Origin of the sequence: Rhodococcus koreensis (assembly GCF_017068375.1) — a bacterium.
Taxonomy (GTDB): domain Bacteria; phylum Actinomycetota; class Actinomycetes; order Mycobacteriales; family Mycobacteriaceae; genus Rhodococcus_F; species Rhodococcus_F koreensis.
The window spans coordinates 7,960,590-7,974,593 of record NZ_CP070609.1 but is presented as its reverse complement, the minus strand read 5'-3'; the positions used below and the strand labels follow the sequence as shown (position 1 = coordinate 7,974,593).

The 14,004-nt window shown below is 66.0% G+C and carries 10 protein-coding genes, 5 pseudogenes and 1 other annotated feature; of the genes and pseudogenes, 9 read left to right on the top strand and 6 right to left on the bottom strand.

What is annotated here, in order from left to right; translation table 11 throughout:
• The first annotated feature begins 28 nt into the window (after positions 1–28).
• Together JWS14_RS36215 and JWS14_RS51530 are read left to right on the top strand one after the other, a co-directional pair.
• Complete coding sequence (locus tag JWS14_RS36215; protein ID WP_206015334.1) at positions 29–442, top strand: (R)-mandelonitrile lyase; 414 nt, start codon at positions 29–31, stop codon at positions 440–442.
• Positions 443–546: 104 nt separating this feature from the next.
• Positions 547–1,236, top strand: a pseudogene (locus JWS14_RS51530) (class I SAM-dependent methyltransferase); the annotation flags it as partial.
• 39 nt (positions 1,237–1,275) lie between these two features.
• Here the strand turns inward: JWS14_RS51530 and JWS14_RS36205 are convergent.
• Together JWS14_RS36205 and JWS14_RS36200 are read right to left on the bottom strand one after the other, a co-directional pair.
• Positions 1,276–1,482, bottom strand: coding sequence for a hypothetical protein (locus JWS14_RS36205; protein WP_206015333.1), 207 nt, complete (start codon positions 1,480–1,482; stop codon positions 1,276–1,278).
• A gap of 84 nt (positions 1,483–1,566) precedes the next feature.
• Positions 1,567–3,780 carry a serine/threonine-protein kinase gene (locus tag JWS14_RS36200; RefSeq protein ID WP_206015332.1) on the bottom strand — a complete coding sequence of 738 codons (2,214 nt, stop codon included), beginning with the start codon at positions 3,778–3,780 and terminating at the stop codon, positions 1,567–1,569.
• 265 nt (positions 3,781–4,045) lie between these two features.
• Here JWS14_RS36200 and JWS14_RS36195 point away from each other — a divergent pair.
• Positions 4,046–5,001 (top strand): annotated as a pseudogene (locus JWS14_RS36195) (IS3 family transposase); the annotation flags it as partial.
• Positions 4,330–4,461 (top strand) — a sequence feature (AL1L pseudoknot). It overlaps the preceding pseudogene by 132 nt.
• 7 nt (positions 5,002–5,008) lie before the next feature.
• Here JWS14_RS36195 and JWS14_RS36190 read toward each other — a convergent pair.
• The gene (locus tag JWS14_RS36190; RefSeq protein ID WP_206015331.1) at positions 5,009–6,403 is read right to left on the bottom strand and encodes an IS30 family transposase; all 1,395 of its coding nucleotides are present in this window, start codon (positions 6,401–6,403) and stop codon (positions 5,009–5,011) included.
• Between the two features lie 48 nt (positions 6,404–6,451).
• On the opposite strand from JWS14_RS36190, the pseudogene JWS14_RS36185 reads away from it, so the two are divergent.
• Positions 6,452–6,760: pseudogene (locus JWS14_RS36185) on the top strand (integrase core domain-containing protein); the annotation flags it as partial.
• Between the two features lie 133 nt (positions 6,761–6,893).
• Positions 6,894–7,169, top strand: coding sequence for a hypothetical protein (locus JWS14_RS36180; RefSeq protein ID WP_206015330.1), 276 nt, complete (start codon positions 6,894–6,896; stop codon positions 7,167–7,169).
• On the opposite strand, the gene JWS14_RS36175 is transcribed toward JWS14_RS36180, so the two are convergent.
• Complete coding sequence (locus tag JWS14_RS36175) at positions 7,073–8,311, bottom strand: RNA-guided endonuclease InsQ/TnpB family protein (protein WP_206015329.1); 1,239 nt, start codon at positions 8,309–8,311, stop codon at positions 7,073–7,075. The two genes, JWS14_RS36180 and JWS14_RS36175, sit on opposite strands and share 97 nt — an antisense overlap.
• 22 nt (positions 8,312–8,333) lie before the next feature.
• Between JWS14_RS36175 and tnpA the strand changes: the two are divergent.
• Together tnpA and JWS14_RS36165 are read left to right on the top strand one after the other, a co-directional pair.
• Positions 8,334–8,717: pseudogene (tnpA, locus tag JWS14_RS36170) on the top strand (IS200/IS605 family transposase); the annotation flags it as partial.
• 9 nt (positions 8,718–8,726) lie between these two features.
• A pseudogene (locus JWS14_RS36165) lies at positions 8,727–9,926 on the top strand (MCE family protein); the annotation flags it as partial.
• Between the two features lie 43 nt (positions 9,927–9,969).
• Here the strand turns inward: JWS14_RS36165 and JWS14_RS36160 are convergent.
• Complete coding sequence (locus JWS14_RS36160; protein WP_206015328.1) at positions 9,970–10,593, bottom strand: maleylpyruvate isomerase family mycothiol-dependent enzyme; 624 nt, start codon at positions 10,591–10,593, stop codon at positions 9,970–9,972.
• Positions 10,594–11,012: 419 nt separating this feature from the next.
• Entirely contained in the window at positions 11,013–12,293 is a 1,281-nt protein-coding gene (locus tag JWS14_RS36155; RefSeq protein ID WP_206015327.1) for an MFS transporter, read from the bottom strand.
• An 11-nt stretch (positions 12,294–12,304) separates the two neighbouring features.
• Here JWS14_RS36155 and JWS14_RS36150 point away from each other — a divergent pair, with 11 nt between their 5' ends.
• Together JWS14_RS36150 and JWS14_RS36145 are read left to right on the top strand one after the other, a co-directional pair.
• Positions 12,305–13,243, top strand: coding sequence for a LysR family transcriptional regulator (locus JWS14_RS36150; RefSeq protein WP_206015326.1), 939 nt, complete (start codon positions 12,305–12,307; stop codon positions 13,241–13,243).
• Positions 13,240–14,004, top strand: a complete 765-nt coding sequence (locus JWS14_RS36145) for a 2-phosphosulfolactate phosphatase (protein ID WP_206015325.1) — start codon at positions 13,240–13,242, stop codon at positions 14,002–14,004. Before JWS14_RS36150 ends, JWS14_RS36145 begins: the two co-directional genes overlap by 4 nt.

Below are 14,004 nucleotides of genomic sequence, written 5' to 3'. Positions count from 1 at the left end.
TTCGATATCCACAACCGAGGAGTACCTCATGGAGTTCAGCGTCCCCGTCGCCACGGGCAAGGGACCGGCCCGACAATTCACCGGCGACGTCTGGTATGACGTCATCTACGCAGGCAAGGAACCCTCGCGGGCGCGGACGAACATGGTCCGTTTCTCCCCCGGCGCCCGCACGTTCTGGCATCACCATGTCCTCGGACAAACCCTGCACGTCGTCTCCGGTGTCGCGCTGGTCGGCACCCGCGACGGTGTCGTCTTCGCAGCCCACCCGGGCGAGACCGTGACCTGCCCTGCCGGTGAGGAGCACTGGCACGGCGCCGCCGAAGACCGGTTCATGGAACACCTCGCGATCTGGGAAGGCGACGGATCCGGCGCGCCGGAGACGACCTGGCTCGAGGAAGTCACCGACGAGCAGTACCGCGCACCGCGCACCCGCCGCTCCTGAACAATTCGACCGACACGACCAACGCGGCAGTCATGCCGCCGGTGACGAGTTCGGCTACGCCGCGCCTGGATCCGGCGACGGCTCCGATGCGACATGATCGGATCGTGGCCACATTCAACGACTACGACAAGTACGCGTCGGCGTACGACGCCGACATCGAGGACAACGTGTACAACGCGTTGTACGAGCGACCCGCAACGCTGGCGCTGGTCGGCGACGTCGCTGGGCGGAGGGTGCTGGATGCGGGCTGCGGCAGCGGTGTGCTGTCGCAGGCGCTCGTCTCCGCGGGCGCTGCGGTCACCGGCGTCGATGTCAGCACGAACCTGCTCGAGATCGCCCGAAACCGCCTGGGACCCGACGTCCCGTTGATCCGGGCAGATCTCGAGCAGCAGTTGCCCATCCGGTCATCGACCTTCGACGTCGTCGTTGCGTCGCTGGTGATGCACTACCTCCACGACTGGCCGGGACCGTTGTCCGAGTTTCGACGGGTTCTCGCGCCGGGCGGGCGCGTCGTCATCTCGACGCATCACCCGTTCGTGGACTTCAGGCCGTCCGGGCAGGGCGACTACCTCGAAACGTTCGAGTTCACCGAGGAATGGGTGAAGTCCGGCGAAACCTTCCTCATGAGGTTCTGGCACCGGCCGTTGCACGCGATGTTCGACGCCTTCACCGCGGCAGGATTCACCGTCGAACGCGTCTCGGAGCCGCGCCCCGGTACCGCTGTGCGCGATCGCTCCCCCGAACTCTTCGAGCAGCTCAGCGGTGAAGCCCCGTTCATCTTCTTCTCCCTGCGCAGCGACGACCACCAGCCCATGCCGGCCAGGGAGACGCTGTCAGGGAAGATGCATCAGCTTTCCGGCGAGGGTGAACAGGCGGCGGGCGAGCAGCATGACGGGCAGGCCAAGAGGAATCAGGAGGATCGTCACGCACAGTATCCCGCCGACGAGCCACACGACGGCCGCGACGATCCCCAGCACCGTGCCGACTACGGCCGTGACGATCCCCAGCACCACATCGAGCAGGCCCTTTAACAGACGCATGATGACCTCCTGGCTCCAGTCTGCGCGCATGCGGACCGGATCGCACCCGTCGAAAGTGGCCCGCTTCAGAGATGCTCGGTTGCGTCAGACCACCCGCTCGAGTGCGCGCACGTCTGCATCAAGCTTCCTGTACAACCAGTACACGGCGACGAACGCGAGCCCGGAGGCCGCGCACAATCCCAGGACCGAATCGCGCACCAGTGGCAGCTCCGCGGGTTCGAGGGTGCTGAATCCGGCCAATACACCGACGAGCGGCACAGACGCCGTCACCGCCAGATAGACCGTCGTTCTCCGACGCAGCCCGTCGAGAACGTCGGCGTCGTGCGCCGTCGTGAGGCCGTGTCGCAGATAGATGGGATAGACGCAGCGGACGACATAGAACGTCGACAGAAAGAATGTGTAGGCAACGGAGATGGTGCCTGCCACCAGGACAGTCGTCGCCGCATGAACCAGCAGCCGCGACGGAAGCTCGGTGAACCAGCGAAGAAACATCACCCCCGCCACGGATGCGCAGACGGCGAACACGAAAGTGTTCAGCGCACACAGATCGCCCCAGAACAGAGTTCGCGACCGCACCCGTGCGAGGACAGCCTCGCCGTACCGTCTGCCCCTACGCAGGCCGCGGGGAACCGCGAGCAGGTCGCGGGACATGTAGGCATAGATGAGGACGGCCAGCGGCCAGGCGATGAGGTTGAAGACGACGGTGCTCGTGTAGAGCTTCGAGTACGTGGCATCGGACAGCCGCTCGTTGAGCAGTTCCTGCAGATGCACCGCCAGGTAGATCGTCGCCAGGCCGATGCCGACCAGCGAAGACGACCACAGGATGGGGGTGGGCCATCGCGACAGTCGTGCGCGCCAACTGTTCGGGGGCGGATAGACCAGGTCCCGGGACCGCTTCTCGAGGCACAAGTCGAACTGCTGGGCCAATTCCGAACCGCTCGGGTAGCGGTCGTCGCGGTCGGGCGACAGGCATTTCAGAAGCACGCGGCGCAGGGCCATGGGGCAATCAGGCGGAAGCTCCGACAGAAACTGCGCGTCCACGGGCCTGCGCCGCAGTTCGAGCATGCGAGCCAGCGACGTCTCCGACTCACCGGCTGTCGTTTCGTCCGCGAACGGTCGGCGTCCGGTGAGCAACTCCCACAACATGACAGCGAGCGCGAACATGTCGCTTCTGGTGTCGAGGTCGGCGGCGGTGGCCGGTGAGCCCGGGTGGCAGGCTTCGAGCTGCTCGGGCGACATGTAGGCCAGCGAGCCGCCGAAGTACGCCAGCGGGCTGGTGCCCTTGATGCGTTGGCTGGAGCTGACGTTGAAGTCGGCCAGCTTCGGAATCCCCTCGGCACTCAGCAACACGTTCGCCGGTTTGATGTCCCGATGCAGCACCCCTCGCTCGGAGGCGTGCTGAAGCGCGTCCGCGAGGCGGCAGCCCAGCCAGGCGACGGTCTCCGGCCACGTCAAGGAGGCGATCCGTGTTCGAACAGCGGATTCGGTGGGCCGCACCTCACCCTTGGCGGCAAGGACGCCGTCGACGGCATCGAGCAGCAGTTGCCCACTCCGGTGTTCCGCGGGTGTCGAGCGCAGTAGATGCACCACGTCGAGCAGCGTTCCCCCCGGTAGATACTGCATGTAGAGCAACTTCAGCTCGCCGTCGGCGATCAGTCGCTGGTCGTAGATGCGCACGATGTAGTCGTGATCCAACTGCGCGAGGGTCTGCGGCTCGATGCCGTGGTTGTGGGAAATCTTGACCGCGACGAGCCGCTGCATCGATTGTTGCCGCGCAAGATACACCTGGGCGAAGGCGCCGGACCCGATCCTCATCAGCAGGTCGAAGTCGTCGACGCGGTCGCCGACGTCGATGTTGCCGAGAACAACCTGTGCCCGCGGTCGAGCGATCATCGTGCTGCAGTAGTCATCCGTGAACTCCTCGGACCCGCGGCCGCCCGCCATGGTGGCAGCCTCGACGGCCATCGTCGCCGCATCGGCTTCGGGCGTACTGCGGCGCCGGGCGTGAAATTCCTCGTAGATCAACTCGGCGGGAAACGGTCCGTCCTGCAGTTCCGGGAACTCCGCTCGGTACTCGGTCAGTCGTTTGGGGAAGTCGTAGCGAAGCCAGCGGTATTCGAGGTCGATCTTGATCAGTTCGATCAGTATCGAACGTCGTTCTGCCGGTTCGCGGGGTAGGAATCCGGACAGGTCAGGCGGGGACCCGGACCCCCACGCGTCCGAAAACCGTGCCACGACGGTGGCCAGCGCTGTGCGGGTTCGTTCTGCGGATTCGACCAGGTCGGTCGGCTCGTACATCGGTTACTCGGAGTGCAGCCCCGGGCGATCACACGGCGGCTACGCGCGGTGCGGCGACGGGTCGTTGTTGCCCCACATTGTGTCCTTCCGCCGAATCTCCTCGCTCCAGGGTATCGCTCCGATGCGAGCGCACGGGCGGCAAAGCGGCGGTGACCGCACAGTCGTGGCGGAGCCTGGCCGAGAATTTGTCGGCACCTGCGCCGATGCGGCACTGAACCGTCCTGGACGAGGTGGAGACTCCTGATCTAACAAGGAGAATGCTGGTATGCCTGCACCGAAGAAGTACGACGCCGAGACCCAGGATCGCGCCGTCCGGATGTATCGGGACCGGATCGACGAGCACGGAGGCTCGAAGGTCGCAGCCCGTCGACATGTCGGCGAGCTGCTCGACATCGCGCCGGCCACGCTGAGGAACTGGATCGAGCGGGAGGAGAGCCGCCAGGCCCCCGGCGCATCGTCTTCGGCACCTGACGTGTCGGCCGAGGTCGCCAGACTTCGCCGAGAAGTAGCCGAATTACGCAGAGCCAACGAGATTTTGAAGACCGCGAGCGCGTTTTTCGCGGCGGCGGAGGTCGACCGCCGACTGCGGTGATCGTCGACTACATCGACGCCTACCGTTCCCGTTTCGGGGTCGACCCGATCTGTGCAGTGCTCACCGAGCACGGCATCAGCATCGCCCCGTCCACCTACTACAAGGCCAAGCAGCGCGGACCCATCTCGGACAACGACCTGGGCGAGGCGTACGCCGCCAACGCCGTGCACACGGTGTACGTGGCCAACAAGCGCCTCTACGGTGCCCGCAAGATCTGGTGGGCGATGAAACACGCCGGCCACGACATCGGGCGCGATCAGGTGGCTCGCCTGATGAAGATCTGCGGGATCCGCGGGGTGGTACGCGGCAAACGCCGCACGACCACCACCGAGCGCGACGAGCGGGCGCCACGGCACCCGGATCTGATCAACAGGAAATGGGGCACCCCGCACCGTCCCGATCAGTGGTGGGTCGCGGACTTTACGTACGTCTGGACACTCACCGGATTCGTGTACACGGCGTTCTGTGTCGACGTGTTCTCCCGCCGGATCCTCGGGTGGCAGGTGATGACATCCAAGACCACCGTGTTGGTCACCGGAGTGCTCGAGCAGGCGTTGTTCACCCGCAGGAGAACCGACATCCGTTTCACATCAACGGGTTTGGTGCATCACAGCGATGCGGGGAGCCAGGGCGGATTCAACCGGTCGTCGCAACACCGTGCCGTGAGGACGAGTGTACCTGTTCGGCAAACACTTCCGCTGGAGTTCTCCAACCGTGCACTTTCCGGGGGCGGTTGTTGAGCGCATCGGCGACCGCCTGAAGTTCACGGAAGTTGTATCGGGCCAGATCAGTTCCCTTCGGAAAGTACTGCCGCAGCAGACCATTGGTGTTCTCGTTCGTTCCGCGCTGCCATGGACTGTACGGATCGCAAAAGTAGACTCGGATACCCGTTGATGCCGTGAGCTCGGCATGACGCGCGAGTTCCTTTCCGCGGTCCCATGTCACGGATCTGCGGAGGTGCTCGGGCAACGGTGTCAGCGTCGCGGCCAGAGCATCACGAACGGACTCGGAACCATATCCGGACAGCGCCGGCCCGTTCTTCACCCTCGCCGCAGCCCCATAACCCGGTCGGCGCGGCAGGTGCAGTAACATCGTGAATCTGCTGGTGCGCTCGACCAGTGTGCCGATCGCGGAGCGGGTCAGACCGATGATGAGGTCGCCCTCCCAATGCCCCGGCGTCTTCCGGCTCTCGACCTCCTCCGGACGGGCGTTGATGGTCACGTCCTCGGTGATGAATCCGGTGCGCTGCTTCCGTGCTCGGGCACGAGGCTTACGTAGCGCCCGACCGGTGCGCAAGCACGCGACGAGCTCCCGTTCCAAGCCACCACGCCCTTCGATGTAGAGCGATTGGTAGATCGCCTCAGGTGAAATGCGCATCGACGGGTCATCCGGATAGTCGATCGGCAGGCGATTGGAAATCTGCTCCGGACTCCATGCCGTCGCCCACCGACGATCACCGCGCCGAGGCTTGTTGCGGCCGATCCATGCCGCATCTGGGCCTGCCACCACGGTCCCATCGTCGTCACGAATCACACCGGACAGTTTGTCCTGCACATACTCTCGTAACCGGTCGTGTTCTGCGAGCTTCGCCGGTTTTGGGCGCCGGGCGGCGAGGTCAGCCTTCCACTGCGCGGTCGACGCCCGGTATGTGAGCTTCCCATTACGGGTGGCGGCGTTCCGCCGCAACTCTCGGGAGATCGTCGACGGGGACCGTCCGATGTGAACGGCGACGTCGCGCATACTCATACCCTTAGCCCGTAGCAGCGCGATATCCTCGCGCTCGGCGAACGACAGGTATCTCCCCGAGACCGGGGTCAACTCGATCGGTGGCATCCCACCAGCCTGGCGGAACCACCGTGTCCCTACCGGCCCCGACACGCCGCACGCGGTCGCTGCGTCGTCGCTCGTGAGGCCTTCGGCGATCCGCGCCCAGAATGCCCGCTCGAGATCTCGGCGCACCGGAGGCCGTCCCGGTGACCGCATCACCGCACGCCCCGTCAACGCTGCCGCCCACCCGGGTGGTCGTCCCATTCCCACACCTCCATGATCGAGGTGTTGCTTCCACCGGTTGAGCCTGGTCAGTATACGTCTCTGGCCTTCACCAAGGCATTGGTCGAATCCGGGATCGCCGGATCCATCGGAAGTGTCGGGGACGCCCTCGACAACGCGCTGATGGAATCAACGATCGGCCTCTACAAAACCGAGCTGATCGACCGTGACGCGTCGTGGAGCGGTCGGGCCGAGGTGGAGCGGGAAACCGCCGAGTGGGTTCGCTGGTTCAATGCGGACCGGTTGCACTCGGCGATCGACTATCTCTCGCCGACCTGGTACGAGACCCGCTATCGTGAACAGCGTCCCCCGGCTACCTCAACCCCCGAGGTGGCCTGAACGAAGTCTCCACTCGATCCAGGGCGATTCAGCACCAACCCCACCCGGCGCGAGGCAGGATGGACCGGGAGGTTGGTCGCATGCCGACGCGGTCTCGGCGGCTACCACCGACCGCGATCATGAGGGTGGTCGAATGAACGACACGGCGTCTGTCGTGGGCCGACGGGTACTGGGGCTGGCGTTCTTCCTCGTTCTCGCGCTGTTCCTGGCAGTCTCCTTCGCACTGTTCGACAAGTCGTTCACCACGGTCGTCGAGATCGACCTCGTCACCGACAGCACCGGAAGCGCATTGGCACCCGACGCGGACATCAACTACCCGGTCCTGAAGGACGCGGGTTTGCTGCTCACGTTCTCACTGGCTGTGAGAGGGGTGGCTGCTTTAGGCACGGTTGATTGGGCGGCCCGGTAGTTGGTGTGTCCGAGTGCGGCAATGTTGGCGGCGGCGTTATGGTCGGCGTGACCGGTCCATCCGCAGCCGCGGCACCGGAAGAGTGCTTGACTGTGCCTGTTCGCGGTGTCGCAGTGCCCGCAGAGGTGGCAAGTCTTGCTGGTATTGCGAGGGTTGATCACCTGCACCGGCACTCCTGCGGCGTGCGCCTTATAGGTGATCTGGTCGCGCAGTTGCGCGTATGCCCAGGAGTGCAATTGTTGCCGTTGTCTGCGTGCGAGCCGTACCCGGTCCCGGATTCCCGACAGGTCTTCTACCGCGATTCCTTGACCGGTGCGTTGTGCCTGGGCAACAATCGTTTTCGAGAGTTGGTGATTGATGTCGGTGGCGTACCGAGTCTCCTTCCTCCGCCGTTTCTTCAGTTTCCGTTTCGCGGACCTGGTCCCCACCTTCTGCAGCGCGGACCGGATGGTTCCGTTCTTTTTCCGGCGGGCGGTGACCGCACCACCGGACCACCGGACGTCGAGTTCGGCCGGGTCGTCTGCGGTGGTCACAGCCAGGTTCACGATCCCCAAGTCCACGCCCAGCCACCCGGTGGGGTCGTCGGCGGGGACCAGCTGCTGCGGTGCGTCGGTGTCGACGGTTGCGTGCAGGTAGAAACATCCGTCGCGGAAAATCAGATCCGACTCGCCTGTGCGGTCGGCGAGCATTGTCAGCTGCCACGGCGCGCACACGAATCCGACGTTGCGCATCCGGCCCGCGGTCGTCCAGATCGACACCGTCGATCGATCGATCTGCCACGACAAGCACCGATCGTCGAACGGTTGGCCCGCGTCCTGACGGAACACGATCGCCTTACCTGCAACCTTCGCATACCGTGTCGATCCTGGCGTGCCGTAATTCCCGTTGAGCAGGTTCGCTGTCCGGGTCGCGTACGCATCCGCGACTTTCTTGATGACCCGGATCGCCGGTTGCGCCGACAACCCGCACGCTTTGAGCTGGGCATAGACCTGCTTTTGCAGCGCGAACGGGCGTCGATCAGCGGCGGTGTGCGCGAGCTGCGCAACCATGTTCGCCCCCGCATTGCACAACTCGAGTGTCGATTTCAGCGCCACATACTGCTCCGGGGTGGGAGCCAGCTTGACGACGACGATCCGCTTCACACCCTGCGCCTTTCCGTTCACCGACCCGATGCTGACCCGATGCGGGTAGATCATGGCAGAGGTGTGTGACAAGTTCGGCGCAACGTTGACCGAGTTCACCGGAGAAACCGACCACGTCCACCTATTGATCCACTACCCACCTACCGTGCAACTCTCCACCCTGGTCAATAGCCTCAAGGGCGTCTCCGCTCGATACCTGCGCCAAGAGTTCCCCGACCACATTCAGAAATACCTGTGGGGCAATCACTTCTGGTCACCGTCCTACTTCGCCGCCTCCGCAGGCGGAGCCCCACTCGCCATCGTCGCCGAGTACATCACCAACCAAAAACGACCCGAACCCACCCCAAGAAAGCGACCCCGCTACGCGCGATCGCACAGTACAGAATCAGCTTCCTCCCGGCCCTGAAGGGCCAGGCTTCCTCTGATTTATCCGGTGAAGGTCCGTGGCCTCATCGTCGGCGAGGTGCGCTCGGCGACCTCTGAGGAGGGCGAGGTCACACTCGCTCTCGCGATCCAGCCGGACAAGGCACCGCTGATCCCGTCCAACGCGACGGCGCGTCTGCTGCCCAAGACGCTGTTCGGTGAACGCTATGTGTCGCTGATCGTTCCGGAGGGCGACACGGCTCCGCCGATCCAAGCCGGTGACACGCTGCGTCAGGACAAGAGCGGCAACGCCGTCGAGGTCGGCGAGGTTCTGGACGGCCTGCTGCCGCTCCTACAAGCGATTCCGCCGCAGGACCTGGCGAACACGCTCGGCGCGCTGTCCCAGGGACTGGGCGGCCGCGGCGCCGAACTCGGCCTGACGCTCGACCGGCTCGAGGAGATCTTCGGTGGGCTGAACACCGAACTTCCCGCCATCGAGGAGGATCTGCGCGGTCTGGCGGACTTCTCGCAGACGTATTCCGAGGCGGCGCCCGATCTGGTCAACGCCCTCGACAATCTGCGGACCCCCGGAAACACTCTGGTGGAGAAGCAAGGTGAGATCTCCACCCTGCTCGTGACACTCACCGGAACGAGTGCGTCCACCGCGGACCTCGTGCAGGCGAACGCCCGGAGCATCGTGACGATCGCCGCCGATTCGCGGGAAGCGCTGCAGCTCCTCGGCCGCTACTCACCGAGCTTCGGCTGCACCCTGGCGGCCTTCGTGAGGGCGGCGACGATCGCCCTCGAGTTGCTCGCGCTCGACGATCCGTATCCCGGCGGCCGAGGCACTGTGCAGTTCGTCAACCCGAAGGGCCGCTACGTGCCCAACCAGGACGAGCCGCGCCTGCTCGACAACCGCGGACCGGCTTGCTACGACAACGTCACCGCACCGGGTGCGAACTTCCCTCAATACCCCGGCGGATCGTTCAACGACGGCTCCTACCAGGTGCCGTCGCGGAACCCCGGACCGTCGACCATCGGGTACTTCCCCGCGCCCGCCGGCGTCCCCGACCAGGTCCCCGGGTACGGAGCTCAGGTCACGCCCGCGAGCTACGCGGGCTCGAAGATGGAACAGGACACCCTCGACGTCGTCTACGGCCAGGCCGGGGGCATGGCACCGGAGGACGTGCCGAGCTGGACGACACTCGTCGGCGCGCCGACCATGAGGGGAACCGAGGTGACCTTCGAATGACGACGTACCGGGGCCGCTGACGCCGCATCCCTGCAGGACGATCTCAGATCGCCATCGCCAGCGTGCCGACTCCCGGTCCGTCGAGGTCGTCCAGCGCCACCCTCCTGCCGGAGACGGCCAGAAGAAGGGACAGGGCGGTGCCGCTCACCTCCGGACCGTCGCCGATCGATACGTCGGCGTCCGTGGCCGTCAGCCGGACACGGGCAACCAGTTCCTTGGCGCCGCCGAACGACGCCGGGGTGCGCGTCTGCAGGCGGAGCGATCTGAGGACGGCGTCCGCCGGGTAGGAGCGGGTGAGGCCCAGCGGTCGACGGATGTCCTCACCGTGGACGACCTCCTCGACGAGCCGGCTGTCGAGGGGCGCCGGGGGCGTCGACGTGCGCGACGCCACCCGGCGAAGCCGCTCCAACGTCTCCTGCGGCGAGGCCCCGCGTTCGCGTTCCACGCCGCGAGCGTTCTGGCGGTCGAAGTCGAACCGCGCCCGGGCGAGCCCGATCACGAAACCGAGTCGCGTCGTCCGAGCGGTGTCGACCAGGTGAGCGACCACGTCGTGGACGGTCCACTCCCCGCAGAGCGACGGCTCGTCCCACCGCTCGTCGTCGAAGTTCCCGAGATCGTCGATCAGCGCGGCACGCTCCGCGTGCACCATCGACCAGACATCTTCCACGTTTCTCTCCTTCGGTCGGCCACATCGTCTGACGAGTAGGACTCCCGGATCCGCAGAAAATCATCGGTCCAGTCGCAAAGATCGCGACTGGACCGCCGATAGGTCGAATTCTCCGAACAGACGCGCTATCCACCTGCCGATCGACATACGAGAAATCGGTTGGCCGACCGACGTTCACGTGTCCGGTCAGGACCGGAAATCGTCACAGACTTCGGTACGGCCGTCGAATGTACGCGCGCACAGAGGGTTCGGTTCCGCTCCCCCGAACAGTGCGACCGCCAAACCCAAGAAACCGATGCCGCCGGACAGCACGGCACCGAGTAGGAATACGTCAGTCATCAAGCGCCCTCCCCCTTGTCTCTTGTCCCCCATTACAACAGGTCTGCCCGCGGACAGTAGCCCCGGCCCACCGCAGAGATTCACCGCGGCGGGTTCGTCTTCGGGAGAACGGCGAGTACGAGGGCCAGCATCGTCAGGACGAGGACCAGCACGGCCACGCCGGCCCAGTGTCCGCTCGCCCAGGCGATACCTCCGACCCAGCCGAACAGGCTGGATCCGGCGTAGTAGGAGACGTTGTACAGTGCCGTCGCCTGTGCACGGCCCGTTGTCGCGTGTGCGCCGACCATGCCGGACGCGACGGCGTGGCCGACGAACAGTCCGGCGGTCACCGCGGCCAGACCGACGAGGATCAGAGTCAGCGACGCGTCGAGGCTGAGCACCGTCCCACCTGCCATGAACGTGCAGGCCAGCACGAGCACGGTTCGGTGGCCGAGCCTGCCGACAAGCCAGCCCGCGGCGCGGGAGCCCGCAGTACCCGCCAGATATGCGAGAAAGATGAGCGACACCACCGTCGGCGCCAGATGGTAGGGGGCCGCCTCGAGGCGGAACGGAAGGTAGTTGAAGACCGCCACCATGCCGCCGACGAGCAGCGCACCGATGCCGAACAGTGCCAGCAGCCGGACATCCCGCAGGTGAACGGCGAGACTGCCACCGGACGGGACGGTGGAGCGCTGCCCCTGCCCGGCTGGTAACAGCACGATCAAGACGGCCATCAGAATGGCCAGGCCCACTCCGAGAATCACGAGCGCGGGACGCCACCCGAGGTGATCCGCCACCGGGACGACCAGAAGCCGGCCACCCAACCCACCCAAAGATGTTGCGGCAACGTAGGAACCGGCCAGCACGGCCGTCCGCGCCGGGGCCGCGACCTCGTGCAGCAGCGTCATCGCCAGTGCGGGTAGTCCTCCGAGTGCCACACCCTGGACGAATCGTCCCGCCACCAGGGCCTCGAACGTGGGTAGCCAGGGGACGGCCACGGCGAGCAGCCCGGCGATTGCCGCCGCATACCGCATCGCGGTGGGGCGTCCGACTCGATCCGAGAACCGGGTCCACGGCAGCACCGACAACGCCAGCCCGAGGGTGGCCGCCGAGACCAGGAGCGACGCCTGTGCGGCACTGACGGCCGCGTCGTGCCCGATTTGCGTGAGGAGTCCTTGCGGCGCATACATCAGCGCGAAGGTCGCAAGGCCCGCACACCACAGGGCCGCCGAGAGCCGGCGGTCCCGATTCGACTCCTTCGGTACATCTCCAGAGGCGGCCGGCTCGTCGGTGTCCTTCTCGGTGAAATGCGTGGCGGACATGCAGTCGACGGTATGGCGACACAACCGATGAATCCAATGCACTTTCGGCACGCGGCTCATACAGTTGAGTCATGAATAGCGAGGCGGTCAAGGCCCTGCTGCCGCACCTTCCCGTCCTCGTCGCCCTCGGCGAGGTCGAACACGTGACCGTTGCCGCCGCGATGCTCGGAATGCCCCAGCCCACGGTCAGCCGGATAGTCCGCCGGCTGGAGAAGCAACTCGGCACACCACTCCTGGAACCGGACGGGCGTGGCGTCCGGTTGACGGATGCAGGCCGGACACTGGTGCCGTACGCGCAACGCGCACTCGAGGCGGTGGTGGACGGCCTCGACGCCGTCCGGTCCCAGGACCGAAGGACGCGAGCAACCGTTCGCATCGCCTTTCAGACGTCGCTCGGCGAGCACCTCGTGCCCGAGTTGATTCGGATCGTCCGCGCGGAGGATCCGGCGATCCGGTTCGTCCTCAGCCAGGGCGCGCGGCGCACGTGCCTGAACACCCTCGTCAACGGGGAGGCCGATATCGCCCTCGCCTCTCGTCTCAACCCTCCGCCGGACGGACTGACGGTCACGCCGCTGTTCGAACAGCCACTCGTCGTCCTGGTGCCCGCCGAGCACCCGCAGGCCGCCTCGACATCGACGACGATCCGCGACCTCGCATCCGAACCGATCATCACGCTCAAGCCGGGCTACGGCCTCCGCGGATCCGTCGACGACCTGTTCGCGCGAGCCGGCGCCCTCCCCACGATCGCGTTCGAAGGCGAGGACCTGCGGACCGTGTCCGGCCTGGTGGCATCCGGCTTGGGCGTCGGCATCATGCCTGCCGCCGACACTCCCCCACCCGGCTGCGCGCAGATACTCCTCGACGATCCCCGGGCGACCCGAGACATCGGTGCAGCGCTGCTGCCCGGCGCCCCGCGAGCCGCGGTCACCACGGTGCTCACCGCCCTCGTCGCGCTCACCTCGACGGGGAACCGTCACGACGAGCAACCGAATCCGAGGGAGTCGCCGTGAATCGCGAACGTCTCCAACTGGAGTACGGACTGCGGTTCGACTGGGGCCTGCCCGGGGCGAAAGCCGTCGGGGCCGCCGCCGACGTCGCGGTCGTGGTGGACGTCCTCTCGTTCACCACCACTCTGACCGTGGCGGTCGATGCCGGCATCGACGTGCTGCCGTACCGATGGAACGACGATTCCGCCGAGCGCTACGCCAGTGAGTCGGACGCGGTTCTCGCCGTCAGGCGCAGCCGCGTGGCGCACGGTCAGATCAGCTTGTCGCCGAACACGATTCGACGCACCACCGCGCCGCGCCGCCTGGTCCTCCCCTCACCGAACGGATCGAGCATCTGCTTCGAACTCGGCGCCGGATCCGGGGTGTGCGTCGGAGCCTCGCTACGGAATGCGACCGCGGTCGCCGGCTGGATCGCCCGGCACTACACGCCGAGGTCGGTGGTGTCGGTGATCGCCGCCGGTGAGAAGTGGCCGGGCGGCGAACTCCGGCCGGCGATCGAAGACCTGTGGGGTGCCGGCGCCGTGATGTGCGCACTGACCGCGACGGGCTGGGACGCCGAGGTCTCGCCGGAAGCCCTGATGGCCATCACCGCCTGGCGCGCCGTCGCGGACACCCTCCCGCAGTCCCTCGCGGAGTCTGCGTCAGGACGAGAATTGCGCGCATCGGGATACCCTGAAGACGTCGCCATCGCCGCCGAAGTCGACCGGAGCACCGCCGTCCCCGTCCTCGAGAGCCGGGTCTTCCGAGGACGCGCAGTCGGTTGA

What these genes read in the sequence shown, in the direction of transcription:
- JWS14_RS36205 (WP_206015333.1), bottom strand. Translation starts at nt 1,482, where the DNA reads ATGCGTCTGTTAAAGGGCCTGCTCGATGTGGTGCTGGGGATCGTCACG.
- JWS14_RS36215 (WP_206015334.1), top strand. Translation starts at nt 29, where the DNA reads ATGGAGTTCAGCGTCCCCGTCGCCACGGGCAAGGGACCGGCCCGACAA.
- JWS14_RS36180 (WP_206015330.1), top strand. Translation starts at nt 6,894, where the DNA reads ATGAACGACACGGCGTCTGTCGTGGGCCGACGGGTACTGGGGCTGGCG.
- JWS14_RS36150 (WP_206015326.1), top strand. Translation starts at nt 12,305, where the DNA reads ATGAATAGCGAGGCGGTCAAGGCCCTGCTGCCGCACCTTCCCGTCCTC.
- JWS14_RS36200 (WP_206015332.1), bottom strand. Translation starts at nt 3,780, where the DNA reads ATGTACGAGCCGACCGACCTGGTCGAATCCGCAGAACGAACCCGCACA.
- JWS14_RS36155 (WP_206015327.1), bottom strand. Translation starts at nt 12,293, where the DNA reads ATGAGCCGCGTGCCGAAAGTGCATTGGATTCATCGGTTGTGTCGCCAT.
- JWS14_RS36190 (WP_206015331.1), bottom strand. Translation starts at nt 6,403, where the DNA reads ATGGGACGACCACCCGGGTGGGCGGCAGCGTTGACGGGGCGTGCGGTG.